This window comes from Shinella fusca (assembly GCF_014203155.1).
GTDB lineage: Bacteria > Pseudomonadota > Alphaproteobacteria > Rhizobiales > Rhizobiaceae > Shinella > Shinella fusca.
On record NZ_JACHIK010000010.1, the window covers coordinates 13848 to 36991 of the forward strand.

At 64.6% G+C, this 23144-nt stretch carries 23 protein-coding genes and 1 riboswitch; of the genes, 18 read left to right on the forward strand and 5 right to left on the reverse strand.

Annotation, left to right across the window (positions count from 1 at the left end; translation table 11 throughout):
- The first annotated feature begins 21 nt into the window (after positions 1-21).
- From HNQ66_RS14860 to HNQ66_RS14885, 6 genes are read left to right on the forward strand one after another with little or no spacing between them, the layout of a single operon-like run.
- Complete coding sequence (locus tag HNQ66_RS14860; protein ID WP_184144947.1) at positions 22-969, forward strand: carbohydrate ABC transporter permease; 948 nt, start codon at positions 22-24, stop codon at positions 967-969.
- Positions 966-1907 carry a carbohydrate ABC transporter permease gene (locus HNQ66_RS14865; RefSeq protein ID WP_184144948.1) on the forward strand — a complete coding sequence of 314 codons (942 nt, stop codon included), beginning with the start codon at positions 966-968 and terminating at the stop codon, positions 1905-1907. The genes HNQ66_RS14860 and HNQ66_RS14865 overlap by 4 nt, the downstream gene beginning before the upstream one ends.
- Complete coding sequence (locus HNQ66_RS14870) at positions 1904-2092, forward strand: hypothetical protein (RefSeq protein WP_184144949.1); 189 nt, start codon at positions 1904-1906, stop codon at positions 2090-2092. The genes HNQ66_RS14865 and HNQ66_RS14870 overlap by 4 nt, the downstream gene beginning before the upstream one ends.
- 4 nt (positions 2093-2096) lie before the next feature.
- Positions 2097-3194, forward strand: coding sequence for an ABC transporter ATP-binding protein (locus HNQ66_RS14875; RefSeq protein WP_184144950.1), 1098 nt, complete (start codon positions 2097-2099; stop codon positions 3192-3194).
- Entirely contained in the window at positions 3187-4182 is a 996-nt protein-coding gene (locus tag HNQ66_RS14880; RefSeq protein WP_184144951.1) for an ABC transporter ATP-binding protein, read from the forward strand. The genes HNQ66_RS14875 and HNQ66_RS14880 overlap by 8 nt, the downstream gene beginning before the upstream one ends.
- Before the next feature lie 14 nt (positions 4183-4196).
- The gene (locus HNQ66_RS14885) at positions 4197-5816 is read left to right on the forward strand and encodes a dihydroxyacetone kinase subunit DhaK (protein ID WP_184144952.1); all 1620 of its coding nucleotides are present in this window, start codon (positions 4197-4199) and stop codon (positions 5814-5816) included.
- A 266-nt stretch (positions 5817-6082) separates the two neighbouring features.
- Here the strand turns inward: HNQ66_RS14885 and HNQ66_RS14890 are convergent, their stop codons facing one another.
- Both HNQ66_RS14890 and HNQ66_RS14895 read right to left on the reverse strand, forming a co-directional pair.
- The gene (locus HNQ66_RS14890) at positions 6083-6388 is read right to left on the reverse strand and encodes a protamine-2 (modular protein) (RefSeq protein WP_184144953.1); all 306 of its coding nucleotides are present in this window, start codon (positions 6386-6388) and stop codon (positions 6083-6085) included.
- Positions 6389-6516: 128 nt separating this feature from the next.
- Positions 6517-6666, reverse strand: a complete 150-nt coding sequence (locus HNQ66_RS14895) for a hypothetical protein (protein WP_184145095.1) — start codon at positions 6664-6666, stop codon at positions 6517-6519.
- Between the two features lie 325 nt (positions 6667-6991).
- A riboswitch (cobalamin riboswitch) is annotated at positions 6992-7222 on the forward strand.
- Positions 7223-7401: 179 nt separating this feature from the next.
- On the opposite strand from HNQ66_RS14895, the gene HNQ66_RS23610 reads away from it, so the two are divergent.
- From HNQ66_RS23610 to HNQ66_RS14920, 5 genes are read left to right on the forward strand one after another with little or no spacing between them, the layout of a single operon-like run.
- Positions 7402-8433: an ABC transporter substrate-binding protein gene (locus HNQ66_RS23610; protein WP_184144954.1), complete on the forward strand. Its 1032-nt coding sequence runs from the start codon at positions 7402-7404 to the stop codon at positions 8431-8433.
- Positions 8430-9458, forward strand: a complete 1029-nt coding sequence (locus tag HNQ66_RS14905) for an iron chelate uptake ABC transporter family permease subunit (RefSeq protein WP_184144955.1) — start codon at positions 8430-8432, stop codon at positions 9456-9458. Before HNQ66_RS23610 ends, HNQ66_RS14905 begins: the two co-directional genes overlap by 4 nt.
- The gene (locus tag HNQ66_RS14910; RefSeq protein WP_184144956.1) at positions 9455-10276 is read left to right on the forward strand and encodes an ABC transporter ATP-binding protein; all 822 of its coding nucleotides are present in this window, start codon (positions 9455-9457) and stop codon (positions 10274-10276) included. Before HNQ66_RS14905 ends, HNQ66_RS14910 begins: the two co-directional genes overlap by 4 nt.
- Positions 10277-10280: 4 nt before the next feature.
- Positions 10281-11111: a class I SAM-dependent methyltransferase gene (locus HNQ66_RS14915; protein WP_184144957.1), complete on the forward strand. Its 831-nt coding sequence runs from the start codon at positions 10281-10283 to the stop codon at positions 11109-11111.
- Positions 11108-12127 (forward strand): ABC transporter substrate-binding protein, encoded by a 1020-nt coding sequence (locus HNQ66_RS14920; protein ID WP_184144958.1) that lies wholly within the window; start codon positions 11108-11110, stop codon positions 12125-12127. Before HNQ66_RS14915 ends, HNQ66_RS14920 begins: the two co-directional genes overlap by 4 nt.
- Positions 12128-12248: 121 nt before the next feature.
- Here the strand turns inward: HNQ66_RS14920 and hutC are convergent, their stop codons facing one another.
- Positions 12249-13004 carry a histidine utilization transcriptional repressor HutC gene (gene hutC / locus HNQ66_RS14925; protein WP_184144959.1) on the reverse strand — a complete coding sequence of 252 codons (756 nt, stop codon included), beginning with the start codon at positions 13002-13004 and terminating at the stop codon, positions 12249-12251.
- Between the two features lie 172 nt (positions 13005-13176).
- Here hutC and HNQ66_RS14930 point away from each other — a divergent pair, with 172 nt between their 5' ends.
- The 7 genes from HNQ66_RS14930 to HNQ66_RS14960 all read left to right on the forward strand — a co-directional run bounded on the left by HNQ66_RS14930 (position 13177) and on the right by HNQ66_RS14960 (position 19957).
- Complete coding sequence (locus HNQ66_RS14930) at positions 13177-14019, forward strand: transporter substrate-binding domain-containing protein (RefSeq protein WP_184144960.1); 843 nt, start codon at positions 13177-13179, stop codon at positions 14017-14019.
- A 95-nt stretch (positions 14020-14114) separates the two neighbouring features.
- The gene (locus tag HNQ66_RS14935) at positions 14115-14840 is read left to right on the forward strand and encodes an ABC transporter permease (protein ID WP_184144961.1); all 726 of its coding nucleotides are present in this window, start codon (positions 14115-14117) and stop codon (positions 14838-14840) included.
- Positions 14840-15547 carry an ABC transporter permease gene (locus HNQ66_RS14940; RefSeq protein WP_184144962.1) on the forward strand — a complete coding sequence of 236 codons (708 nt, stop codon included), beginning with the start codon at positions 14840-14842 and terminating at the stop codon, positions 15545-15547. Before HNQ66_RS14935 ends, HNQ66_RS14940 begins: the two co-directional genes overlap by 1 nt.
- Before the next feature lie 11 nt (positions 15548-15558).
- Positions 15559-16335 carry an ABC transporter ATP-binding protein gene (locus HNQ66_RS14945; RefSeq protein ID WP_184144963.1) on the forward strand — a complete coding sequence of 259 codons (777 nt, stop codon included), beginning with the start codon at positions 15559-15561 and terminating at the stop codon, positions 16333-16335.
- On the forward strand, positions 16332-17819 hold the full coding sequence (locus tag HNQ66_RS14950; protein ID WP_184144964.1) for an HAL/PAL/TAL family ammonia-lyase: 1488 nt from the start codon (positions 16332-16334) through the stop codon (positions 17817-17819). Before HNQ66_RS14945 ends, HNQ66_RS14950 begins: the two co-directional genes overlap by 4 nt.
- Before the next feature lie 14 nt (positions 17820-17833).
- Positions 17834-18985: an N-methyl-L-tryptophan oxidase gene (gene solA / locus HNQ66_RS14955; protein WP_184144965.1), complete on the forward strand. Its 1152-nt coding sequence runs from the start codon at positions 17834-17836 to the stop codon at positions 18983-18985.
- A 246-nt stretch (positions 18986-19231) separates the two neighbouring features.
- Positions 19232-19957, forward strand: coding sequence for a DUF6998 domain-containing protein (locus tag HNQ66_RS14960; protein WP_210308776.1), 726 nt, complete (start codon positions 19232-19234; stop codon positions 19955-19957).
- Between the two features lie 210 nt (positions 19958-20167).
- Here HNQ66_RS14960 and HNQ66_RS14965 read toward each other — a convergent pair whose 3' ends face one another.
- Positions 20168-22903 (reverse strand): ATP-binding protein, encoded by a 2736-nt coding sequence (locus HNQ66_RS14965; protein WP_184144966.1) that lies wholly within the window; start codon positions 22901-22903, stop codon positions 20168-20170.
- A complete protein-coding gene (locus HNQ66_RS14970; protein ID WP_184144967.1) occupies positions 22900-23130 on the reverse strand; it encodes a hypothetical protein in 231 nt (76 codons plus the stop codon). Before HNQ66_RS14970 ends, HNQ66_RS14965 begins: the two co-directional genes overlap by 4 nt.
- Between the last annotated feature and the right edge of the window lie 14 nt (positions 23131-23144).

A 23144-nucleotide genomic window follows, 5' to 3' on the forward strand; every position in this document is an offset into this window, starting at 1 on the left:
TGCTGCTATAGGGGACTATCAATGCTGAAATCATCCGTGGACCGGGTCGCCGAGGCGACGCCGCATGCCATCGCCGGACGTATGCGCGGCCTGTCCGACCGCACGCTCGCCTGGCTCTTCGTCGCGCCGTCGATCGTGCTGCTGCTGGCGGTCAATATCTTCCCGCTCATCTGGACGATCCGGCTGAGCTTCACCAATTTCCGGGTCAACCGGCCCAATGCCGCGGTCGAGTTCGTCGGCCTCAAGAACTACCTGAATATCCTGTCCGACCGGGATATCTGGCTGACCATGCAGGCGACGGCGCACTTCCTGATCTGGACCATCGTGCTTCAGGTCCTGATCGGTTTCGCGCTTGCCTATCTGATCAACAAGAAGTTCCGCGGCAACGACCTGTGGACCACGATCATCGTGCTGCCGATGATGCTGAGCCCGGCGGTGGTGGGCAACTTCTGGACCTTCCTCTACCAGCCGCAGATCGGCCTCTTCAACTATGCGGTCGGCTTCCTGACCGGCGCGGACCCGTCCAGCTTCTCGATGATCGGCGACGTGGCGCTCGCCCCTTGGGCCATCGTCATCGTCGACACCTGGATGTGGACGCCCTTCGTCATGCTGATCTGCCTTGCGGGCCTGCGCTCCATTCCGCCGAGCATCTACGAGGCGGCCGAATGCGACCGCGCCAGCAGGTGGCGGCAGTTCTGGACGATCACCATCCCGCTCGTCCTGCCCTTCCTGATGCTCGCCGTGCTCTTCCGCGGCATCGAGAACTTCAAGATGTTCGACCTCGTCGTGCAGCTCACCGGCGGCGGCCCCGGCTCGATCACCGAGCTTACCTCGATCAACCTCAAGCGCGAGGCCTTCGAGAAGTGGCGTACCGGCTATGCCTCTGCCTATGCCGTCATCCTCTTCGTCACGGTCTTCGGCCTCGCCTCGATCTACGTCAAGGCGCTCAACAAGGTGAAACAACGATGAGCAGCTATTCCGTCACCGAACCGTCGCTGCGGCAGAAATGGGTCGCGGGCATCCTGGTCGTCGGCTACGCGCTGATCACCATCCTGCCGCTCATCTGGATCATCGCCACGGGCTTCAAGACGCCCTCCGACGCCATCGCCTATCCGCCGAAAACCTTCTTCACGCCGACGGTCGAGGGCTACGTCAACGTCTTCACCACGCGCACCCGGCTTTCGCAGGAGCAGTTGCAGGCGCTCGGCGAGCCCACGACCTGGTACGACAAGCTGGTGCGCAAGGACGGGCTCGTCATTTCCGGACCCTCGCGCTTTGCCGAGCGCTTCACCAATTCGGTGATCATCGGCTTCGGCTCGACGGTGCTGTGCATCGTGCTCGGGACGGTGGCGGCCTACGCCTTCTCGCGCTTCAAGGTGCCGCTGAAGGACGATCTTCTCTTCTTCATCCTTTCGACGCGCATGATGCCGCCGATCGCCGTCGCCATCCCGATCTTCCTGATGTTCCGCTCGCTCGGGCTCAGCGACACCCATGCCGGCATGATCCTGCTCTACACGGCGGTGAACCTGTCGCTCTCCGTGTGGCTGCTCAAGGGCTTCATCGACGAGATTCCCGTCGAATACGAGGAGGCGGCGCTGATCGACGGCTATACCCGCTTCCAGGCCTTCTACAAGGTCGTGCTGCCCCAGGCGGCGACGGGCATCGCCTCCACCGCGATCTTCTGCCTGATCTTCGCGTGGAACGAATATGCCTTTGCGGTGCTGCTGACATCCGGCAACGCCCAGACGGCCCCGCCCTTCATTCCCACCATCATCGGCGTCAGCGGCCAGGACTGGCCCGCCGTCGCCGCCGGTGCGACGATCTTCCTCGTGCCGGTCATGGTGTTCACCATCCTTCTGCGCAAGCATCTCCTGCGCGGCATCACCTTCGGAGCAGTCCGCAAATGACACGATTTTTCAACGGCCTCCTGCATTTCCGGCGCAAGGCCTGGGAAATGCTGGCCTCGGTGCTGATCGCGGCGGGCGTCGTCATGCTCATGCAGCCCTTCGCGCTCGCGCTCTATTCCTGGTCCTTCGTCGTAACCCTCCTCGGCACGGTGATGTTCATCATCGTCAGCCATTTTCCGGAGTAGGCCGATGGCGCAAATCAGGATCCAGAACGTACGCAAGGAGTTCGGCGCCTTCACCGCCGTCCGCTCCTCCACCTTCACCATCGAGGACGGCGAGTTCTTCATGCTGCTCGGCCCTTCCGGCTGCGGCAAGACGACGACGCTGCGCATGATGGCCGGCCTCGAACTGCCGACCTCCGGCGAGATCTTCATCGACGGTGAGGAGGTCGGCATGAAGCCGGCGAGCCAGCGCGATATCGCCTTCGTCTTCCAGATGTTCGCGCTCTATCCGCATATGAACGTGCGCAAGAACATCTCCTATCCGCTCGTCAGCCAGGGCATGAAGCGCGAGGCGGTGAGCGCCCGCGTCGCGGACGTCGCCCGCATCCTCAGGATCGAGCATCTTCTCGACAAGCCTGTCGGGGGCCTTTCCGGCGGCGACCGCCAGCGCGTGGCGCTTGGGCGCGCCATCGTGCGCCGGCCGAAAGCCTTCTTCATGGACGAGCCGCTCGGCGCGCTCGACGCGGAGTTCCGCGAGCACATGGCCGAGGAGTTGCGCGCGCTGCATGACCGCATGGGCGCCACCACCGTCTATGTCACGCACGACCAGCTCGAGGCCATGCAGATGGGCGACAAGATCGTCGTCATGAACCATGGCGTCGTCGAGCAGTTCGGCAAGCCGCAGCAGATCTACGACTGGCCGGCGACGAAGTTCGTCGCCCAGTTCATCGGCTCGCCCTCGATGAACTTTCTCGACTTCGAGGGCATGATCGGCATCGGCGGCGACAGCGTCGAGCTCGGCGGGGTCAAGGTCCACGTACCCGCCGCGCGGGAAGGCCGCGCCGGCCGCCTGACGCTCGGCGTTCGCCCCGAGCATGTGGCGTTCCGCGACGACGCCCCCTATCGCGGCCGCGTGAGCGCCGTCGAATATCTCGGCACGACGCAGATCGTTACCCTTTCGACGGAGCACGGCGACGTCAAGGCCCGTATCTCCTCGGGGCAGGCGGTGCGAGAGGAGGAGCTGGTCGGCCTCGATTTCGACGCGCGCACCCTCTCGCTCTTCGATGCGGAAAGCGGCAAGGTCCTCATTTCCGAGGGCAATGAAGGAGTGCTCGCCCATGGCTGAGGTCGTGCTTGAAAACGTGACGAAACGGTTCGGCGCGACGGTCGCCCTCGACAATGTCTCGCTGACGGTGCCGGACGGCTCCTTCGTCGTCCTGCTCGGCCCGACGGGCGCGGGCAAGACGACGACGCTGCGCATGGTCTCCGGCCTCGACGTTCCCGACAGCGGAGAGGTCTACATCGACGGCCGGCCGATGAAGGGCCTTCAGCCCGCCGAGCGCAATGTCGCCATGGTGTTCCAGCAATATTCGCTCTATCCGCACCTCACCGTTCGCCAGAACCTGGAGTTCCCCCTGAAATCGCCTCTCCTGAAGACGCCGAAGGCGGCGATCGAGCGGAAGGTCCAGGAGGTTGCCGAGGTCCTGCAGATCGCCCACAAGCTGGAGAACAAGGCGACGGCGCTTTCGGGCGGCGAGATGCAGCGCGTCTCCATCGGCCGCGCATTGGTGCGCGATCCCAGGATATTCCTGATGGACGAGCCGCTGAGCTCGCTCGATGCGAAGCTCCGCGCGGACCTGCGCATCGAACTGAAGCGCATCCAGGCGAAATCCGGCGCGACGCTGCTCTACGTCACCCACGACCAGATCGAGGCGATGACCATGGCGACCCATGTCGGCGTGCTGAACGAAGGCAGGCTGGTGCAGTTCGGCTCGCCGCGCGAGGTTTACGAAGAGCCCGTCAGCATCTATGCCGCGACCCGCCTCGGCCAGCCGCGCATCAACGTGCTGCCGGCCGATCTCTTCGCCGGCGCGCCGGCGGGGGCGAAGAGCATCGGCCTTCGCCCGGAGCATATTTCGCAAGGCGAGGGCGAGGAGGCGCTGGTCAAGCGCGTCGAACATCTCGGCGACCAGACGCGCCTGCACCTCACGTTCAAGCGGCACGACCTCATCACCGTCACCGACGCCCACACGCCGCTCCGGGGCGGTGAGACCATCCGGATCCAACCGTCGCGGCCGCTCTTTTTCGATGCCGCGGGCCTGCGTTTAGTTTAGGGAGAACAGCAACCATGGCGCAATTCATCAACACGCGCGAAGATGTCGTCACCGAGGCGATCGACGGGGTCCTGGCCCTTTCGGGCGGCGCGTTGACGCGGCTCGACGGCTATCCGCATATCCGCGTCGTTCTGCGCAGCGACTGGGACAGGTCGAAGGTGGCGATCGTCTCCGGCGGCGGTTCTGGCCATGAGCCGGCCCATGTCGGTTTCGTCGGCAGGGGCATGCTGACCGCCGCCGTCTGCGGCGACGTCTTCGCCTCGCCCAGCGTCGACGCCGTGCTCGCCGGCATCCTGGCGGTGACGGGCCCGGCCGGATGCCTCCTCATCGTCAAGAACTACACCGGCGACCGGCTCAACTTCGGGCTTGCCGCCGAGCGGGCGCGCGCCTTCGGCCTCAATGTCTCGATGGTGATCGTCGGCGACGACATCGCGCTGCCCGACCTGCCGCAGGCCCGCGGCGTGGCCGGCACGCTCTTCGTGCACAAGATCGCCGGCGCGCTCGCCGAAGAGGGTGCCGACCTCGATACGGTGACGGCCGCCGCCAGGCGCGTCATCGCCGGCACCCGTTCCATCGGCATGTCGCTCGATACCTGCCGCGTGCCGGGTTCGCCGAAGGAAGACCGCATTCCCGAAGGCAAGGCCGAGCTTGGCCTCGGGATCCATGGCGAGGCAGGCGTCGAGCAGGTGGATTTCGCCGGCGCGCGGGCGGCGGTCGCCACCATGGCGGAGCGGCTTTCCGCCGTCATGGGCGAGGGGCCGCATGTCGCGTTGATCAACAATCTCGGCGGTGCGTCGGTCCTGGAGATGTCGGTTCTCGCCCACGACCTCCTCGGCTCTGCGATCGGCGGCAGGATCACCCATGCCATCGGGCCCGCGCCGCTGATGACCTCGCTCGACATGCAGGGCTTTTCGGTCTCCGTCTTCCCCGCCGAGGCGGGTGAGCTGGCGCTTCTCAAAACCCCCGTGCCGATTGCCGCCTGGCCCGGCGTCTCGGAGGTCCGGCCGATCGCGGTCGCGGCGTTGCCGGACGGCCTGACGCCGATCACGCCGATGCCGTCGAACCACGAGATGACGCGCGCCTTCATCGTCAATTGCTGCAAGGTCCTGATCGCCGCCGAACCGGGCCTCAATGCGCTCGACGCCAAATCCGGCGACGGCGATACCGGCTCGACGCTGGCGGGCGCCGCCCGCGCGCTGATCAGCGCCCTCGACCGCCTGCCGCTCTCCGACCACACGCAGCTCCTGCGCGCCATCGGCCAGGAGCTGAGCCAGACGATGGGCGGTTCTTCCGGCGTGTTGCTCGCGATCTTCTTCGCCGCCGCCGGCGACGGCGCATCGAGCGGCCTGCCGATGCGCGAGGCGCTGCTTGCCGGCCTTGCCCGCATGCAGGAAATCGGCGGCGCGCGCATCGGCGACCGCACCATGGTCGATGCGCTCGCGCCCGCGCTCGAAGCGCTCGGCGAGAGCCTTTCCGCCGCCGCCGCGGCGGCCCGGAAAGGCGCGGACTTCACCGCGACCCTCACCCGCGCAAAAGCCGGCCGCGCCGCCTATGTCAACGCCAGGCAGCTTGAAGGTCACGTCGATCCCGGCGCCGAAGCGGTGGCCATCCTCTTCGAGCATCTGGCAACGTGAAATACGAACATCCCGGCCGCTGATCCGATACTGCGGCCGGGATGGAATGAAAGACGCTGCGCCTATCCTAGCGAACCTGATCGACCATGTGGAACAGCATCACGTCGATGGTCGGAAAGAGGTTCTGCCGCCCGATCAGTCGGATTTGCGCATCCACCGAAACACCGTCGGCTATTTCAGCCTTCAATGTTCCTTGCCCGCGACGGTATGCTGTGCTTCGTCAGAGCTTCTGATGAGACGTACCGTTCCGAGCCGGATCTCGGACCTCAGATCCAGACGCGCTCGCGCCAGCAGCGACGGTGCCAGCGGCCGTGAATACGGGCACGGCGGCACACGCGGCGCCACACCCTGCGCCGGTGGTGGCGATGATGGCGGTGCCAATGTCCCCGGCGATGGCGGACATCCACTATATCCGGCCCGGAGCCTTCCAGGTCGCCCAGAATGCCGCTTCCGGAGCCGATGTCCCCGGGGTTGACGATGCCAGCCTGCACGATTTCCGGTTTGACTACCGAAGCCAAGGCCGCGGTGCCGGCCAGTCCAAGCAATCCGGTCAGAAACGATCGCCGATCCATGCTCTCCTCCAATTTTGCGCCATACTTGGCGATTGAACGAAGAAGAGCCTGAATGGTTCCTGAATGGTCCTGCGATGGACGGGCACGGGACCCGGAGCCGCTTGTGGGCTCCGGGTCCCGGCGCGGCTTCAGTGCGAAGCGCCGGAGCCTCCGACGGCGACGATGGCGAAGGGCCGGCCTTCGACGGCGATCGTGCCCGTTTCCTCCAGCGTTTCAGGATCGACGAGGCGGACGAGCGAATGGCGCGGATCGGTGATGGCGACCCTGCCGTCGGCCACCGCCAGCCGCGGACGTTGTTGTGTGGATGCGCAGGCGGTTTGCCTGCCGCAGCACCGCTTTCCTTCCGAATCGATCGAAGCTGAGCTGAACGGATGATCGGGGCTTGCTCTCCATAGAATTAATGTTATTACATTACTGAAATTCTCGGTACGTAATAACATTACAAAAGCGAATGCTGTCAACCCCGGAGCGGCCATGAACCGCAGCTTCATCAATTCGCCGGCGCGTGGGACGGCGAGCGTCGTCGACAGGGCACGCACCACCAAACGATGGACGCGCCTCCGCGGCGGTTTCATGTCCGGCCTTGACCAGCCGCCAGCTTCTCAATTAACTGGTCGCGACGGTTCCCCTACCCATGAGGCGGAGGGGAATAATAGGGAACACGGTGCGGACGACCCGCATGGGACCAAAACCGTGGCTGCCCCCGCAACTGTAAGCGGTTTGCCGTCCATCCTTGTGGCGCATAGCGCCATGCCACTGCGCGATCCGCGCGGGAAGGCAGATGGACGGCGGATATCCGCAAGCCAGGAGACCTGCCGTCATCCATCGATCCATCGTCACGGGCGGGGAAGCCCGGAACAGGAGCATGCAATGAACATCACCAGCGCCTCGCGGCGTCGACTGACGCCGCCTTTTCCCCAATCCGTGGATCGTTCGATCGCAAGGACGGCTTGACCGTCCTTCGCTTCGCCGTGCCGCCTTGCGCGGCTTTCAATCCGTATTCGGGGAAAATCATGATATCGCTTTTCAAGACGCCGCTTCGAGCGGGCTTCCTTCTCGCGTCGCTGGCAACCGCCGTCCTTGCCGGTCACGCGCAGGCCGCAGAGACCGCCTATCCGCTGACCCTGCAGAATTGCGGCCGCCAGATCACCATCGACAAGGCGCCGACGAAGACCGTGTCGATCGGCCAGAGCAGCACCGAAATTCTCTATCTACTCGGCCTTGCCGACAAGGTCGTGGGCACCGCGCTCTGGGTCGGGCCGGTCCTCAAGGGCTATGAGGAGGTCAATGCCAGGATCGACCGCCTGGCCGACAATGATCCGAGCTTCGAAAGCGTGCTCGCCAGGAAGCCGGACCTCGTCACCGTTCAATTCCAGTGGCAGGTCGGCCCGGAAGGGGTCGTGGCCAGGCCCGAGCAGTTCGAGGAATTGGGTATCCCGGTCTACACCTCGCCGTCCGATTGCGTCGGCAAGGAAAACTCCGCCGCCAGTGACGGCGTGCGCCATCAGGTCTTCACCATGGACCTCGTCTATCGGGAGATCCGCGAGCTGGCGAAAATCTACAACGTCCAGGACAAGGGCGAGGCCGTCGTCGCGGACCTCAAGGCGCGAGAGGCGGCGGCCCGGGCCAAGGTTGCTTCGGCCAAGGGAAAGCTCTCGGCGGTCTTCTGGTTCTCGAGCGCTGCGGATGCCGATCCCTACGTCGCGGGCAGGAACGGTGCGCCGGGATACATCATGTCGGCGCTCGGCATCGAAAACATCATCAAGACGGATGACGAATGGCCGACCGTCGGCTGGGAAACCATCGCCAGGGCAAACCCGACAATGATCGTCGCCGGGTCGATGGAGCGGCGGCGCTACCCGCTCGACAGCCTCGAGGCGAAGCTCGATTTTCTCAAGTCCGACCCCGTGGCCAGCCTGATGCCGGCCGTCGCCAAAGGCTACGTGTTCGATATGGATGCACAGGCGATGAACCCGACGATCCGCACGATCGAAGGCATTGAACTGCTGGCCGACAGCATCGCCAAAGCCGGCCTCGCCCAGTGAGCCGCGCAGCCCCATCGATCGGACGGGCGGGCGCGGCTTTCGCCGCGCTCGTCGTTCTTTTCGCCGCACTCTGGTTCGGCGCGGCAATCGGGGAAACGGCGATTCCGTTCTCCACCGTCGTTCAGACGATCGCGAACCGTTTGTGGGATGCGGGCTATCCGCTGGAGCCGATCGACGAGGGCATCGTCTGGAGCTACCGGCTGAGCCGCGCCGTGGTCGCGGCCTCCTGCGGAGCGGCGCTCGCGCTTTGCGGCGTCGTGCTGCAATCGCTGCTGCGCAACCCGCTGGCGGATCCCTATATCCTCGGCATTTCCGCCGGCGCTTCGACCGGCGCCGTCGGCGTCGCCATTCTGGGTATCGGCGCCGGCTTCCTGACCATGCCGCTCGGCGCCTTCTTGGGCGCTGTCGTCGCCTTCGCGCTGGTGAGCGTTCTGGCGTTGAAAGCGGGGCGCGGTACGGCGGCGATCATTCTGGCCGGTGTCGCCGGTTCACAGCTTTTCAACGCACTCACGTCCTTCATCGTCACGAAGGCGGCGACGGCGGAGCAGGCGCGCGGCATCATGTTCTGGCTGCTCGGCAATCTTTCCGGCGTGCGCTGGCCGGATGCCTGGCTGGCGGTGCCGGCGGCGCTCGCCGGCCTCGTGGTCTGCCTTCTTCATGCGCGCGCACTCGATGCCTTCGCTTTCGGCTCCGAGTCTGCGGCCTCCCTCGGGATTTCCGTCCGCCGGACCTATCTGGTCCTCGTCGGCACTGCGGCGATGATGACAGCCGCCATGGTCTCGATCGTCGGGTCGATCGGGTTCGTTGGCCTCGTTATCCCGCACGCTGCGCGCATTCTTGTGGGCGTTCGCCACGGCGTCCTGCTTCCGGCCTCGGCGCTGGGCGGCGCGGTCTTCATGATTTTCGCCGACATCCTGTCGCGCACGCTCATTCCCGGGCAGGTTCTGCCGATCGGCGTCATCACCGCGCTTGTTGGCGCGCCGGCTTTCGCACTTATTCTCGGACAAAGGAGAACACGGGCATGACACTTTCTGCCGAACGCGTCTCCTGGGCCGCCGGGGGGACGGAAATTCTCAAGGACGTCTCCCTCACGGTGGAGACGGGCGAGTTCCTCGGCATCATCGGCCCCAACGGTTCCGGCAAGACGAGCCTGATGTCGCTTCTTGCAGGCATCCGCGCCCCGAAATCCGGCTCCGTCCTCCTCGATGGCGCGCCGATTGGATTGCTCGGCAGGCGCGCCGTCGCACGGCGCCTGGCCCTTGTCGAACAGCAGGCGGAAACCGGCGAGCGCATCACGGCGCGGCAAGCCGTCGAACTGGGCCGCACACCCTACCTCGGCGCGCTGTCGCCCTGGTCGCCAGAAGACGACCGGATTGTCGATGGCGCGCTGGAGGATGTCGACATGGCGTATCTGGCGGGCCGATCCTGGCACACCCTGTCCGGCGGCGAGCGGCAGCGCCTGCACATCGCCCGCGCGCTTGCGCAACAGCCGGAAATTCTGCTGCTCGACGAGCCGACCAACCATCTCGATATCGGTCATCAGATCGGCCTGCTCGATCTGGTGCGGCAACAGGAGCTGACGGTCGTTGCGGCTCTGCACGATCTCAACCATGCGGCCCTGTTCTGCGACCGGATCGCGGTGCTGCAGGAAGGCCGCCTTGCCGGGCTCGGCGAGCCGCGCGAGGTTTTGACGGAGGAGCGCATCCGCACGGTGTTCGGCTTCGATGTCGAGATCGAGCAGGACGATGGGGGCATCTGCAACATCCGCTTCCTGACGCGGCGGACGCAGAAGCGCGCGCCGCGTGCACAAGGGCGCAGAACCCTTTCCGCCATGGGGGCCTAGGCCGATGGAGATGCGCAATCGTGATCTGAAGGAAGACATCCGGGAATACTGGACGCGGCGCTCGGCGACCTTCGACCTCGCATTCGGCCACCGCATCCCGCCGGGCCCGGAACTGGACGCCTGGGCAGCGGCCGTGCGTCAGGCAATCGGCCCGGCGCCGCAAAGGGTGCTGGAACTTGCCTGCGGTACCGGCGAGGTGACCAACGTCCTGCTTTCCCTCGGCCATGAGGTGACGGCGCTTGATTTTTCCGAAGCGATGCTCGGCGTGGCGCGCGCCAAGCACGCCGGCAACGCGCGGGCCCGTTTCCTCCTGGCCGATGCCGAGCGGACGATGGAACTCGACCAGGCCTATGACGCGGTGATCTGCCGCCATCTCGTCTGGACGCTGACGGAACCGGAGCAGGCGCTTGCGGACTGGTTCCGCGTGCTGAAGCCCGGTGGAACGTTGCTGGTCTTCGACGGCGACTGGACAAAGCCGACGCCGATCGGGCGGATTGCGAGCCTGGCGGTCCGTGCGATCGAGCGCTTCATCGGCCATGACCCCTATTACGACGGGGCCATGAGCGAGAAGCATGCGGATATCATGACCCGCCTGCCATTCAGCGACGGGCTGACTGCAGAACGCGTGGAGCCTCTCGTTGCCGCCGCGGGTTTTGCGGATATCCGCTTTCCCTCCCACCGGCCGATTGCGGCCGCACAGCGCCGCAATGCCGACCTCAGGAACAGGTTGCGGACGCGTTTCTACCGGCGCTTTGTCCTGACGGCATCTCGCCCCCGCGACATCGACGGCCCGGACCTGAACGCCCTCCCGCAAGCAGAAGGACGCTCGTCGTGAACAAAGCCGGCGTATTCGTTTCAGTGGCCCTGGCCGCTTCCGCCACGTTCTTCTGCAGCGCGTCGGCCGGCGCCGGCCAGGAAACCCGATATCCGTTCTCGATCGAGAATTGCGGCCGGACGCTGACATTCGACAAGGCGCCGTCGCGTGCGGTTGCCGACGGCCAGAACTCCGCTGAAATTTTCTATCTGCTTGGCCTCGAGGACAAGCTGGTCGGTTCGGCGCTCTGGATCGGCCCGGTGCTCGAAGGCTTCGAGGAGGCGGATGCCCGCGTTCCGCGCATTGCCGAACTCGATCCGAGCTTTGAAGGAATTCTGGCAACGAAACCGGATTTCGTCGCCACCCAATTCCAATGGCAGATCGGCCCGGAGGGCGTTGTGGCCTCGGTCGAGCAGTTCGAGGAGTTGGGCATTCCGGTCTATACGGCGCCGGCCGATTGCCACTTGAAAGGCAGGAAGGCCGGGGACGAGCCGCCGACGTTCTCGATGGGCCTGATCTACCAGGAAATCGAGGAGGTCGCGCGCATCTTCAACGTTTCCGGCCGGGGTGCCGAGGTGATTGCCGCGATGAAGGCCCGTGAGCAGGCGGCGAAAGCCCGGATTGCGGCACTGACGAAAGATGTGTCCGCGGTCTTCTGGTATTCAAGCGCCAAGCTCAAGGGCGACCCTTATGTGGCGGGCAAGGGCGGCGTCCCGGCCTATCTCATGTCCGAACTGGGCATTGCGAACGTGGTCGCCAGCAACGAAGAATGGCCGACGGTCGGCTGGGAGACGATCGCCAAAGCTGACCCCACCCTGATTGTCGCCGGCGACATGACGCGTCGGCGTTTCGAAGGCGACGATCTCGCCGCAAAGCTCGATTTCCTCAAGAATGACCCGGTTGCGAGCAACATGGATGCCGTACGCCAGGGACGGATTGTCGAGATGAAGGTCCAGTTCATGGACCCGACCATACGTACAATCCGCGGCCTCGAGATTCTCGCCGACGGCCTCGAACGCTTTGGCCTCGCCCGATAATGCCATTTTTCTCGCTTTTGGGATCGCTGATGCACCTGTCTTCCAGCAATGCGGAGCACCAAGAGCTTTGCATTCCTCCTATAGTAGAGAGGTGGTATATGCGGGGCTGTCCCATATACAACTAAGGTGTGGGCCTGGTGCCGCTGCGGCTTTCGAGGCGGTATCGTTGTCCCGGATAGATGATCCGGGTGGTGGAGACGATATTGCGATCCGACCAGGTCAGGCGCCGGATCATCAGGCAGGGCTCGGTTTTCAGGATCATCAGGAGCTTGCATTCCCAAGGCTGTGGGATCGTTGCCTCGACGACATGCTCGGAGCCTCTCAGCGGGGCGATGGCCGACAGGTACGCATTCGGCGTCGTGGCCGAAAAGTCCTGGCTGAGATAGTCGGGCGCAACGCCGGGATGCACGTAGCGGTCCTCTATCTGCACCGGCACCCCTTCCTCGCTGTGGACGATGAGGGAGTGGAAAACGGGAGCGCCGATTTCCAGCCCCAGGGCATCCGCGACATCCGGGGGCGCCGAGGCTTCCGCCAGCGTGACCACCCTCGCTTCGTGGGTGTGGCCCCGCTCCGCGATCTCCTCCGCGATGTTGCGGACCTCGAACAGGGTCGAGACACCCTTGCGCTCGGCCACGAAGGAGCCGATGCCCTGGATTCGAACGAGTTCGCCTTCGTTTGCAAGTTCGCGCAGCGCGCGATTGGCCGTCATCTTGCTGACGCCGAGCTCGGCCACCAACTCGTTCTCCGAGGGAACGCGATGCTTCGGCGGCCATTCCCCGCTGTGGATCCTGTCTAGAATGATCTGCTTGACGCCGACATAGAGGGGGGTCGTATCGTTCGCCGCCAGTTCGGTCCGCATTTCATTGATACGTTTCATCGTCGAATCCCCGGCATCGCGCCCGACCATCAAAAAACCGAATATCTATCTTGCATAACATAAGTTTTATCCTATGGTACCATATACAACCTCCCCAGAGCATTTGCGATGGCGGCAAGCCGGCGAAGATCGGCAGGCAACGGTAGTCAACGAACTTCAGAGGGATTTTCAAATGAAACTGCAGAAACTTATTCTTGCGGGCGCGGCTGCTTTGGCCGTGCTCTCTGCCCCGGCCTTCGCCAAGGACTGGAAGACGGCGACGATCACGCTCGAAGGCGCCTATGCGCCCTGGAACCTCACCAATGCCGACGGCACGCTCGGCGGTTTCGAGCCGGAGCTTGCCAAGGTGCTGTGCGAGCGCGCCAAGATCGAATGCACGCTGGTCGCTTCCGACTGGGACGGCATGATCCCGGCGCTGAATGCCGGCAAGTTCGACGTGATCATGGACGCGCTGTCGATCACCGAGGAGCGCAAGCAGATCATCGATTTCACCATTCCCTATGCCGCCACCCCGGCAGCCTTCGCGACGGCGGCCGACAGCCCGCTGGCCAACGCGGCCGGAACCGGCGCGACCGTCAAGATGACGCCCGGCGAGACCGGCGTGAAGGAAATCGACGCGCTGAAGGAGGCCTTCGCCGGCAAGACGATCGGCATCCAGGCCGCGACCGTCTATGCGAAATTCATCTACGACAATTTCGGCGCGAGCTCCGAGATCCGTGAATACAAGACGGGCGCCGAACGCGACCTGGACCTCCAGAACGGCCGTATCGACCTCGGCTTCGACGACGCCGTCTATTTCGGCAATGCCTTTGCTGCCGCAAACGGCGCGCTCGCCTTTACCGGCCCGGAAATCGTCGGCCCGATCTGGGGCGAGGGCGAAGGTCTCGGCATTCGCAAGGCGGATACGGACCTGCGTGACAAGTTCAACGAGGCCATCAAGTCGGCGCTTGCCGACGGAACCGTGAAGGACCTGTCGATGAAGTGGTTCAAGGTCGACGTCAGCCCGGCGGAGTAAGCCGCGCGATACGTCTTCGCGATCGAGGCCTCCGGCAACGCTGCCGGGGGTCCGCGTCGCATTTGTCTTGATGCCGCAATCGACGGAAAACGGACATGGCAACCTTGGAACTGCTGGGCTTCGGCCAGAACGGGTGGGGCGCGCTGCTTCTGGTCGCCACGCTGATGACGCTCGCGGTGACGGCGACGGCGCTTTTGATCGGGGCCGTGCTCGGCACCCTGGTTGCGACCGCCAAACTCTCGGGCAACGTGCTTTTGGTCGGCCTCGGCAACGTCTACACGACCGTGTTTCGCGGCGTGCCGGAACTGCTGATCATCTATCTCATCTATTTCGGCGGCTCGTCGGCGGTCACCGCCGTCGGCCAGTGGCTCGGCTATGAAGGCTTCCTCGGCCTGCCGTCCTTTGCGGCCGGCGCGCTTGCGGTCGGCATCATTTCCGGCTCCTACCAGGCCGAAGTCTATCGCGGAGCGTATCTTGCCATCGCCAAGGGCGAGCTCGAGGCGGCCTCGGCCATCGGCATGAACCGCATGCTGCGCCTGCGCCGTGTCGTCATGCCCCAGGTGCTGCGCTACGCCATTCCCGGCCTCGGCAATGTCTGGCAGCTCACGCTGAAGGATTCGGCGCTGATCTCCGTCACCGGCCTTGCCGAGCTCATGCGCACCAGCCAGGTGGCGGCGGGCTCGACCCGGCAATATTTCCTCTTCTACATCGTCGGCGGTGTTCTCTATCTGCTGCTCACCAGTTTTTCGGACCGGGTCTTCAACCGCGCCGAGCGGCGCGCGAACCGCAGCATGCCGGCCGCAGCCATGGGGCAGGCCTGATGGATATCGCCTTCCTTTCCTCCGCGATGGTCACGCTCCTCAAGGCCGTGCCCATGACGCTTCTCCTGTTCTCGCTCTCGGTGTTCTTCGGCGGCCTTCTGGCGCTGGTGATCGTCACGATGCGGGTTTCCGGCAACCGGATCCTGTCCGGTTTCGCCAAGGGCTACATCTTCGTCTTCCGCGGCTCGCCGCTCTTGATCCAGATGTTCCTCGTCTTCTACGGGCTCGGCCAGTTCGGCGTCATCCGCTATTCGTTCCTGTGGCCGTTCCTGCGCGAGCCCGTCGTCTGCGCCGTCCTGTCGCTGGCGCTCTGCACGGCCGGCTATTCGGCGGAAATCTTCCGGAGCGGCATCCGTGCCGTCTCGCCGAAGGAGATCGAGGCGGCCCGTGCGATCGGCATGTCGGGCTTCCTGCTGGTCCGCCGCATCATCGCGCCCATCGCCTTCCGCCATGCGCTTCCGGCCTATTCGACGGAAATCGTGCTGATGATGAAGTCGACCGCGCTCGCCAGCCTCGTCACCGTCTGGGAAGTGACCGGCGTCGCCCAGCGGCTGATCTCGCAGACCTACCGGACGATGGAGGTCTTCCTCTGCGCGGCCCTTATCTATCTCGTGCTGAACTTCCTGATCCTGCAGGGCATGGCGCTGCTCGAACATTCGCTCTCCAAACATCGCCGCGCGGCCCCGCCGTCGGCCGTCAAAGCCTGAGGGAGATCCCGATGCCCGGCGTGACCCGCCTTTCCGTCCGCAATATCCGCAAGAGTTTCGGCAGTCACGAAGTGCTGAAGGGTATTTCGCTCGACGCCGAAGACGGCGACGTGATCTCGCTGCTCGGCGCTTCCGGCTCCGGCAAATCGACCTTCCTGCGCTGCATCAACCTCCTGGAGACGGCGACGGACGGCGAGATCTTCGTCGACGGCGAGCAGATTCGCATGGTGAGGAAGAACGGCCAGAGCCGGCCGGAGAGCCAGAAGCAGGTGGATCATATCCGCTCCGAGCTCGGCATGGTGTTCCAGAGCTTCAATCTCTGGTCCCACATGACGATCCTGCAGAACGTCATCGAAGGCCCTGTCCATGTGCTGAAGCGCCCGAAGGCCGAATGCATCGCCGAGGCGGAGGCGCTGCTCGATAAGGTCGGCATCGCCGACAAGCGCCATGCCTATCCCGCCCATCTGTCGGGCGGCCAGCAGCAGCGCGCGGCCATCGCCCGCGCGCTCGCCATGAAGCCCAAGGTCATGCTGTTCGATGAGCCGACCTCGGCGCTGGACCCGGAACTCGTCGGCGAGGTGCTGCGCGTCATGCGCGCGCTGGCCGAAGAGGGCATGACGATGCTCGTCGTCACGCACGAGATGAGTTTTGCGCGCAACGTCTCCAACCGCGTCGTCTTCATGCGCCAGGGCCTTGTCGACAGCAGCGGCACGCCGGACGACATGTTCGGCAGCGGCGCGTCGCCGGCTTTCCGCCAGTTCATCGGCCATTTCGGCGGCGAGCAATGAGCGTCGTTCTCGACGGCGGACTGTCCTGGCGGGAGGTCGCGCGGATCGGGGCGGGGGAAACGCTCGTCCTCTCCGAGCGAGCCGTCGCCCGCGTCGCCCATGCGCGCAAGATCGTCGATGCCATCGTGGCGGCCGGCATTCGCGCCTATGGCGTCAATACGGGCGTCGGCGCCCTTTCCGATACGGTCGTCGACGTGGCCTCGCAGAGCCGGCTGTCGCGCAATATCGTGCTCAGCCATGCCTGCGGCGTCGGCCCGCTCCTGCCGCCGCGTGCGGTGCGGTCGATCATCGCCGCGCAGATCGCCAATTTCAGCCACGGCCATTCGGGCGTGCGCCCGGCGGTCGTCAATCATCTCGCAGCCTTCCTTGCGCAGGACTGCATTCCCGAGGTGCCGTCCAAGGGGTCGGCGGGATATCTCACCCACAATGCGCATACCGCCCTCGTCCTGATCGGCGAGGGGCATGCCGTCGTGCGCGGCGAGCGGATGACCGGGCGCGAGGCGCTCGCCGCCATCGGTCTCGCGCCGCTGGTGCTGGAGGCCAAGGAAGGCTTGAGCCTTGTCAACGGCACGGCCTGCGCGACGGGGCTTTTCGCGCTCGCGCTCTCGCGTGCCGAGCATCTGCTGCAATGGGCCGACGCGGTCGCCGCGCTCACGCTCGAGGCGGCGGGATGCCAGATGGCGGCTTTCGACGAGGCCGTTCTGGCGCTTCGCCCGTCCGCGGGGATTGCCCGGGTCGGCGCGACGCTGCGGGCGCGGCTTGCCGGCAGCGGCCTGATCGCCGCAGCGCTCGGCAGGCGCACGCAGGATGCATTGAGCCTGCGCGCCGTCCCCCATGCGCACGGCGCGGCCTGGGATGTGTTCGAGCAGGCCGGCGCGGTCGTCAATCGCGAGCTTGCTTCGGTCACCGACAATCCGGCCGTTTCCGGCACGCCGGAACATCCGCTCGTCTCCTCGCAGGCCCATGCCGTCGCGCCGGCACTGGGGCAGGCGGCCGATGGCCTGGCGATAGCGATTGCCCAGATCGCGGCGATGAGCGAGCGGCGCATGGACCGTCTGGTCAATCCGCTGGTCAGCGGCCTGCCGCCCTTCCTTGCCAGCGATGCCGGCAGCCATTCGGGCTTCATGATCGCGCAATATACCGCAACCGCGCTCAGCGCGGAGAACCGCCGCCTTGCGGCACCCGCCTCGACCGACGGGGGCATCACCTCCGGCCTGCAGGAAGACTTCCTCGCGCATCCGACGGCGGCGGCCAGCAAGCTGCACGATATCATCGACAATGCCGAACACATCCTCGCCATCGAACTGATGGCGGCGGCACAGGCGCACGATTTCCTGGCAGGCAAGGGGAAGCGTGCCGCCGGCACGCAGGCCCTTTATTCCATGGTCCGCGAGAACGTCGCGCACTACGAGGACGACCGGCCGCTCGGCGCGGATATCGAAACGCTGCGGGCCCTGATCGCCGGAGAAAAACCGGCAACGTAGACGGAGAAGACGTCATGCCTGCGGAATTCGATCTCGCCGTCATCGGCCTCGGCGCCATGGGAAGCGCCGCGGCTTCATTTGCCGCCGCGTGCGGTGCGCGCGTTCTTGGCATCGAAGCGCATTTTCCCGCTCATGCCCTCAGCTCTTCGCATGGCGACAGCCGGCTGATCCGGCTCGGTTATTTCGAGGACCCGTCCTATGTTCCGCTGCTGCGGCGCGCCTACGGGAACTGGCGGGCGTTGGAGGCGCGGTTGCGGGCGGAGATCCTCACCGTCACCGGCGTGCTCCAGATCGGCCGGCCCGACAGCAAGATCGTCAGCGGCACGAAGGCATCCTGCGACCTGCACGGCCTGGCACATGAAATCCTCGACAAGGCCGAGATGGCGCGGCGCTACCCGGCCTTCGCGCTGGAGGACGGCGAGATCGGGCTGCTCGATCCCCAGGGCGGCTACATCCGGCCGGAGGCGGCCATCATGGGCTATCTGAAGCTCGCGGCCGAAGATGGTGCGGAACTGCATTTCGGCGAGCGGGTGACGGCGATCGAACCGGACGATAACGGTGTCGACATCCTCACGACGACCGGAAAATACCGGGCGCGGAAAGTGATCGTCGCGACGGGTGCGTGGATCGCCGAGCTTGTTCCGGAGCTTGCCGCCCAGGCCGTGCCGATCCGGCAGGTCGTCGCCTGGTATCAGCCGGAAGACGGTTTCGTCGCCCGGCCCGACCGGATGCCCTGCTTCCTGCGTGACGAGGGTGACGGCGGCTCCTATTTCGGTTTTCCGGCAATCGGGTTCGACGGCGTCAAGATCGGCCGCCATGCGCATTTCCGCGAGCCTGTCGATCCGGCCAAGCCCAATCCGCCGGTCAATAAGGCCGACACGGACCTGCTGGATGCCTTCGCCCGCAAGCGCCTGCCGAAGGCGGCCTCGGCGCGCCTGCGCGCCACGACCTGCCGCTACACGATGCTGCCGAGCGAGGATTTCCTGATCGACTTCAGCCCCCGGCATCGCAACGTCGTGGTATCGTCTGCCTGCTCCGGCCACGGGTTCAAGTTCACCAGCGTGGTCGGCGAGATCCTGAGCGATCTCGCGCTTGAGGGCGGTTCGGAACTACCGACCTCGCTTTTCACATTCGAGCGCCATTTCAGCGGCGGGGCCGCCCGATAGCTGGAGATTTTACCAGGTTCGTTTGACGCTAGAGATCAGCAAGCCAACCAGCTAGAACTCCCTTGACTTGCAGATTGGCATGTATGGACGAGGTATTCTGCATCGCGTTTACTTACATCAAGGTCAAGCGAGAATGCTGAAGGGTGCAATCGAAACGCCGCTATACGGCAAAATATGATTAGTGGCCTGAAGAAACTCGAAACCTTCTCGCCGGCCAGGATCACCAGTCTTGATTGAGAGGAATCTTTGATATCAGACCGTCCGACACTTACTCAGGTCCAGATCATTCAGTCGCTTGCGGAGGCGTTGTCATGGTTTGAGAAAGAGATCAGCTGGGGCGTCAGTCCGGGCGAACTCAATCATCTTACGGGACGCATCGGTGAGCTTTACGCCGCGATGATTAAGCGTGGGCAAATGGCACTGGATACAAACCAGCGCGGATATGATGTAGTATCGGCATCCAACGAGCGGATATCAGTCAAAACCGTCACGACATCGAACCATGTTAGCTTCAATCAGAACACCTTTCACCATGTGGATCGCATATTGGTGCTTCGGATAAATGTTGATGAGGAGAAGGGTGTCTCCGTCGAAGAGTTGCTCGACATCGCAGCGCACGATGCGCAGACGCGCATGCGATCTCGAGATGGCAAGTTTATCTATTCAATCGTTCAAGGGAGGCGGGAGGAGCGACCAGTCGAAGACTTGGAAATCACAGCTCTTGCGACCTACGCTAACCTTGAGATCGTCCAATACGAAAATGGCGCAATCCGGATTCGTAGCCGCGGAGAAATCCAACCGGTCGTAGTCAAAGAAGTCTTGCGCCCGATAGCAACCGAGGTGGGTGTCGATCTATTTAACTCGAAGGGTGGATTGAAAAACACCCAGCAACTTGGAAGCGACATCATTCGTGCACTAAATGCCAGGATCGCCTCCGCGACGACTGGGGCTAGTCACACCAGCGCGTCCTGAAGTTTAGGGTCGTTGTCTGAACCGCCCACTAGAATCTTTCAGCCGCTCTCGGGGCACGCATACGAGTGCCGGTCTTTCAGCCCGGTTGGAGGGTCGGCGAGAGAGGTCCGCTTCTTCCACTCGACTATCTTAGCGCATCCCTCCATCGCTGCGAAAGGACCGCATCATCAAAGCCTGGGATCGGACAGCCACGACCTTGAGAGATCAGTCTTATCGGGCTCGTTTTGCACCGGAGGTCTTCGAAGGCATTGCCTTCAGCCTGATCTTGAAGATCGCGCCTTTGTTCTCGGCGCCCTCCACCCATATGTCGCCGCCGTGCTGGGCGACGATGCGTTGCGAGATGGCGAGTCCGAGCCCGGCGCCGTGCGGCTTGTCGGTCATCGTGTCCCCGAGTTGCCGGAAGCGCTCGAACACGACTTCCCGGTCTTCGGCCCGAATGCCCTTGCCATTGTCGGACACCGCGATCTCGAAGAACTCCCTCTCACGGCGGAGCGAAAGGTGAGCCTTGCCTGTTTCCGGCGGGGAGAACTTTACCGCATTGCCCAGCAGGTTGATGGTCACCTGCACGAGCCGGTCGTGATCGCCGAGGACGTGAGCCGGTTCCACCGCGATGTCGAGCGACAGGCCGACCCGGTTCTCGGCAAAGACCTGCCGCACGGCGGCGACCGATTCGCGGGCGACCTCGGCCAGATCGACCTTGCTGTTGGCGACGGGCATCGATCCATTGGCCTCGATCTTCGACAGATCGAGCAGTTGATTGATAAGGCGCGTCAGCCGTTCCGATTCGTTGACGACGATCTGCAGGAATTCCCGCCGCTCGCCATCGGTGATGCCGGCGTGGTCGCGAAGGATTTCCGAGAAGGCGCGGATCGAGGCGAGCGGGGTCCGCAGCTCGTGGTTCACCGTGACGACGAAGTCGTCCTTCAGGCGGTCCAGCACCTTCAGCCGCGCATTGGCAGCCCGCAACTCGGCGGTCGCGTTCTCCAGCTCGTACGATTTTTCCTGGAGCTGCCGGTTGGCCTCGAACACCTTGGACGTCTCGTCGAGAATCCGCATGACCTCGTCCATGCCGAGCGGCTCTTCCTCGACGACGGCGCCTACGAGGACGCGCGCGGACGCCGCGCCGATGACGCCTGCCAGCAGCCGTTCGTAAAACAGCACCGTCTCGGCGTCGGCCCGCATCGTCGTGTCCGGATCGACGCCGCGGGTGCGGGCGAAATTCGCATAGGCTTCGACGGCCTTCTCGCGGCCGACGAACCGTGCGGTCACGGTCATCAGATCGGGAACCAGCGCCGTGCGGCGCATGATCTGCGCCACCTCGCCGGAATCGACGGCATCGACGAACATCGTCGCGCGCGCCCTTTCCATCGGCCGCTGGTTGCCGACGAGCGAGACGGCCACGAAGGCGCCTATATTGGCGAACAGCGACCAGAAGGTGGCATGGGTGACGGGATCGAGGCCTCGCAGTCCGAACAGTTCATAGGGCTTCAGGAGCGCAATGCCGGCGGGGCCATGCGCGATGAACTCCATGCCCAGCGCGCCGGACCGCGCGAAGGACGGCAGCAGCAATGTGTAGCACCAGATGCCAAACCCCAGTGAAATGCCGGCAAAGGCGCCGGCCCAGGTGGCGTTGCGCCAATATATGCCGCCGAGGATGGCCGGCGCGAACTGCGCGACCGCAACGAACGACATCAACCCGATCGACACCAGCGCGAACTGGGCGCTGTCGTGACGCATGTAGAGGTAGCCGAGCGCCATGATCGCGGCCATGGCCGCGCGGCGGATCCACAGAAGCAGTCGTGTCAGATCGGATTTCTCGGCAAGGCCGAGCCGCCTGACCCGCAGCAGCGCCGGCATCACGACATCGTTGCAGACCATCAGGCTCAGCGCGGTGGCCTCGACGACCACCATGCTCGCCGCGGCGGACAGGCCGCCGAGAAAGGCGATCAGCGCAAGCCACGGATGCCCGGTCAGATAGGGCAGGGCCAGCACGAGGCTGTCCGGATCGGTGTCGGGCGACAGTATGAGCCGTCCGGCGATGGCGATCGGCAGCACGAACAGGTTGATCGCAAGCAGATAGAGCGGAAACAGCCAGAGCGCCCGGTTGAGATGGCGTTCGTCGACGTTTTCGACCACCATCACCTGAAATTGCCGGGGAAGGCAGAAGATGGCGAGTGCGGCGAGCAGCGTCATGCTGATCCAGCTATAGCCGTAGGGCTGCGACGACCCGTCGAAAACGGCGCCGATGTCCGGCACCTGCGAGGCCTGTGCGAACAGGTCGCCGAATCCGTCGAACAGCCAATAGACGACGAAGAGCCCGATCACCGTCAGGATGATCAGCTTCAGGATCGATTCGACCGCGACCGCCACGACCATGCCGGGATGATGTTCGCCCGGCCGGATGCTGCGGCTGCCGAACAGCATTGCGAAGATGGTCAGCACGATGGCGGCCCACAGGGCGCCGTCCGCCAGCACCGGTCCGTCTATGCCGGCTGCCGAGCCGCTGCTGCTCAGCGCCGCGAGCCCGTTGGAAATCGATTTGAGCTGCAGCGCGATGTAGGGAACGAGGCCGATCACCGCGATCGTGGTCACCAGCGCGGCGAGGCTGGCGCGTTTGCCGAAGCGCGCGCCGATGAGGTCTGCGATCGACGTGATGCGGTTGGCGCGGCTGATGCGCAGGATGCGGCGCAGCACCAGCGGCCCCAGGCAGAAGACCAGCGTCGGCCCGAGATAGATCGGCAGGAAGTCGAGGCCCGTCTGCGAGGCTTTGCCAACGCCGCCGTTGAACGTCCACGAGCTGCAATAGACGGCGAGCGACAGCGTGTAGACGACGCTGGAGCCGGTGAGCCGCGACAGCCGGTCCGATCCGCGCTCCACCGCCCAGGCAATCGCGAACAGCAACAGCAGATAGGCGACGGCGATCGCGACGAGGACCGGCTGGCTCATTGCGGCGGCGTGTCCCTGCCGCCGTCGGCCGCCTGGCCTGCGCCGCGTTCGCAAATCAGGGCGATGGCGCCGATCACCAGCGCCCAGACGCCGAAGAAGTAGAGATAGAGTGCCGGTACGCCGAAGACGTATCCGGAGAAGAGATTGACGATCGGCGGGTTGAGCAGCAGCACCCCGGCGCCGAACAGTGCCAGTACGCGATCCCGTCTTGCCGTTTTTCTCAGCATCCTTGCATCCGCCG

Bases quoted from the DNA above. Each gene is read 5' to 3' on its own strand.
- HNQ66_RS14860 (WP_184144947.1), top strand. From the start codon at position 22: ATGCTGAAATCATCCGTGGACCGGGTCGCCGAGGCGACGCCGCATGCC.
- HNQ66_RS14865 (WP_184144948.1), top strand. From the start codon at position 966: ATGAGCAGCTATTCCGTCACCGAACCGTCGCTGCGGCAGAAATGGGTC.
- HNQ66_RS14870 (WP_184144949.1), top strand. From the start codon at position 1,904: ATGACACGATTTTTCAACGGCCTCCTGCATTTCCGGCGCAAGGCCTGG.
- HNQ66_RS14875 (WP_184144950.1), top strand. From the start codon at position 2,097: ATGGCGCAAATCAGGATCCAGAACGTACGCAAGGAGTTCGGCGCCTTC.
- HNQ66_RS14880 (WP_184144951.1), top strand. From the start codon at position 3,187: ATGGCTGAGGTCGTGCTTGAAAACGTGACGAAACGGTTCGGCGCGACG.
- HNQ66_RS14885 (WP_184144952.1), top strand. From the start codon at position 4,197: ATGGCGCAATTCATCAACACGCGCGAAGATGTCGTCACCGAGGCGATC.
- HNQ66_RS14890 (WP_184144953.1), bottom strand. From the start codon at position 6,388: ATGGATCGGCGATCGTTTCTGACCGGATTGCTTGGACTGGCCGGCACC.
- HNQ66_RS23610 (WP_184144954.1), top strand. From the start codon at position 7,402: ATGATATCGCTTTTCAAGACGCCGCTTCGAGCGGGCTTCCTTCTCGCG.
- HNQ66_RS14910 (WP_184144956.1), top strand. From the start codon at position 9,455: ATGACACTTTCTGCCGAACGCGTCTCCTGGGCCGCCGGGGGGACGGAA.
- HNQ66_RS14915 (WP_184144957.1), top strand. From the start codon at position 10,281: ATGGAGATGCGCAATCGTGATCTGAAGGAAGACATCCGGGAATACTGG.
- hutC (WP_184144959.1), bottom strand. From the start codon at position 13,004: ATGAAACGTATCAATGAAATGCGGACCGAACTGGCGGCGAACGATACG.
- HNQ66_RS14930 (WP_184144960.1), top strand. From the start codon at position 13,177: ATGAAACTGCAGAAACTTATTCTTGCGGGCGCGGCTGCTTTGGCCGTG.
- HNQ66_RS14935 (WP_184144961.1), top strand. From the start codon at position 14,115: ATGGCAACCTTGGAACTGCTGGGCTTCGGCCAGAACGGGTGGGGCGCG.
- HNQ66_RS14940 (WP_184144962.1), top strand. From the start codon at position 14,840: ATGGATATCGCCTTCCTTTCCTCCGCGATGGTCACGCTCCTCAAGGCC.
- HNQ66_RS14945 (WP_184144963.1), top strand. From the start codon at position 15,559: ATGCCCGGCGTGACCCGCCTTTCCGTCCGCAATATCCGCAAGAGTTTC.
- HNQ66_RS14950 (WP_184144964.1), top strand. From the start codon at position 16,332: ATGAGCGTCGTTCTCGACGGCGGACTGTCCTGGCGGGAGGTCGCGCGG.
- solA (WP_184144965.1), top strand. From the start codon at position 17,834: ATGCCTGCGGAATTCGATCTCGCCGTCATCGGCCTCGGCGCCATGGGA.
- HNQ66_RS14965 (WP_184144966.1), bottom strand. From the start codon at position 22,903: ATGAGCCAGCCGGTCCTCGTCGCGATCGCCGTCGCCTATCTGCTGTTG.
- HNQ66_RS14970 (WP_184144967.1), bottom strand. From the start codon at position 23,130: ATGCTGAGAAAAACGGCAAGACGGGATCGCGTACTGGCACTGTTCGGC.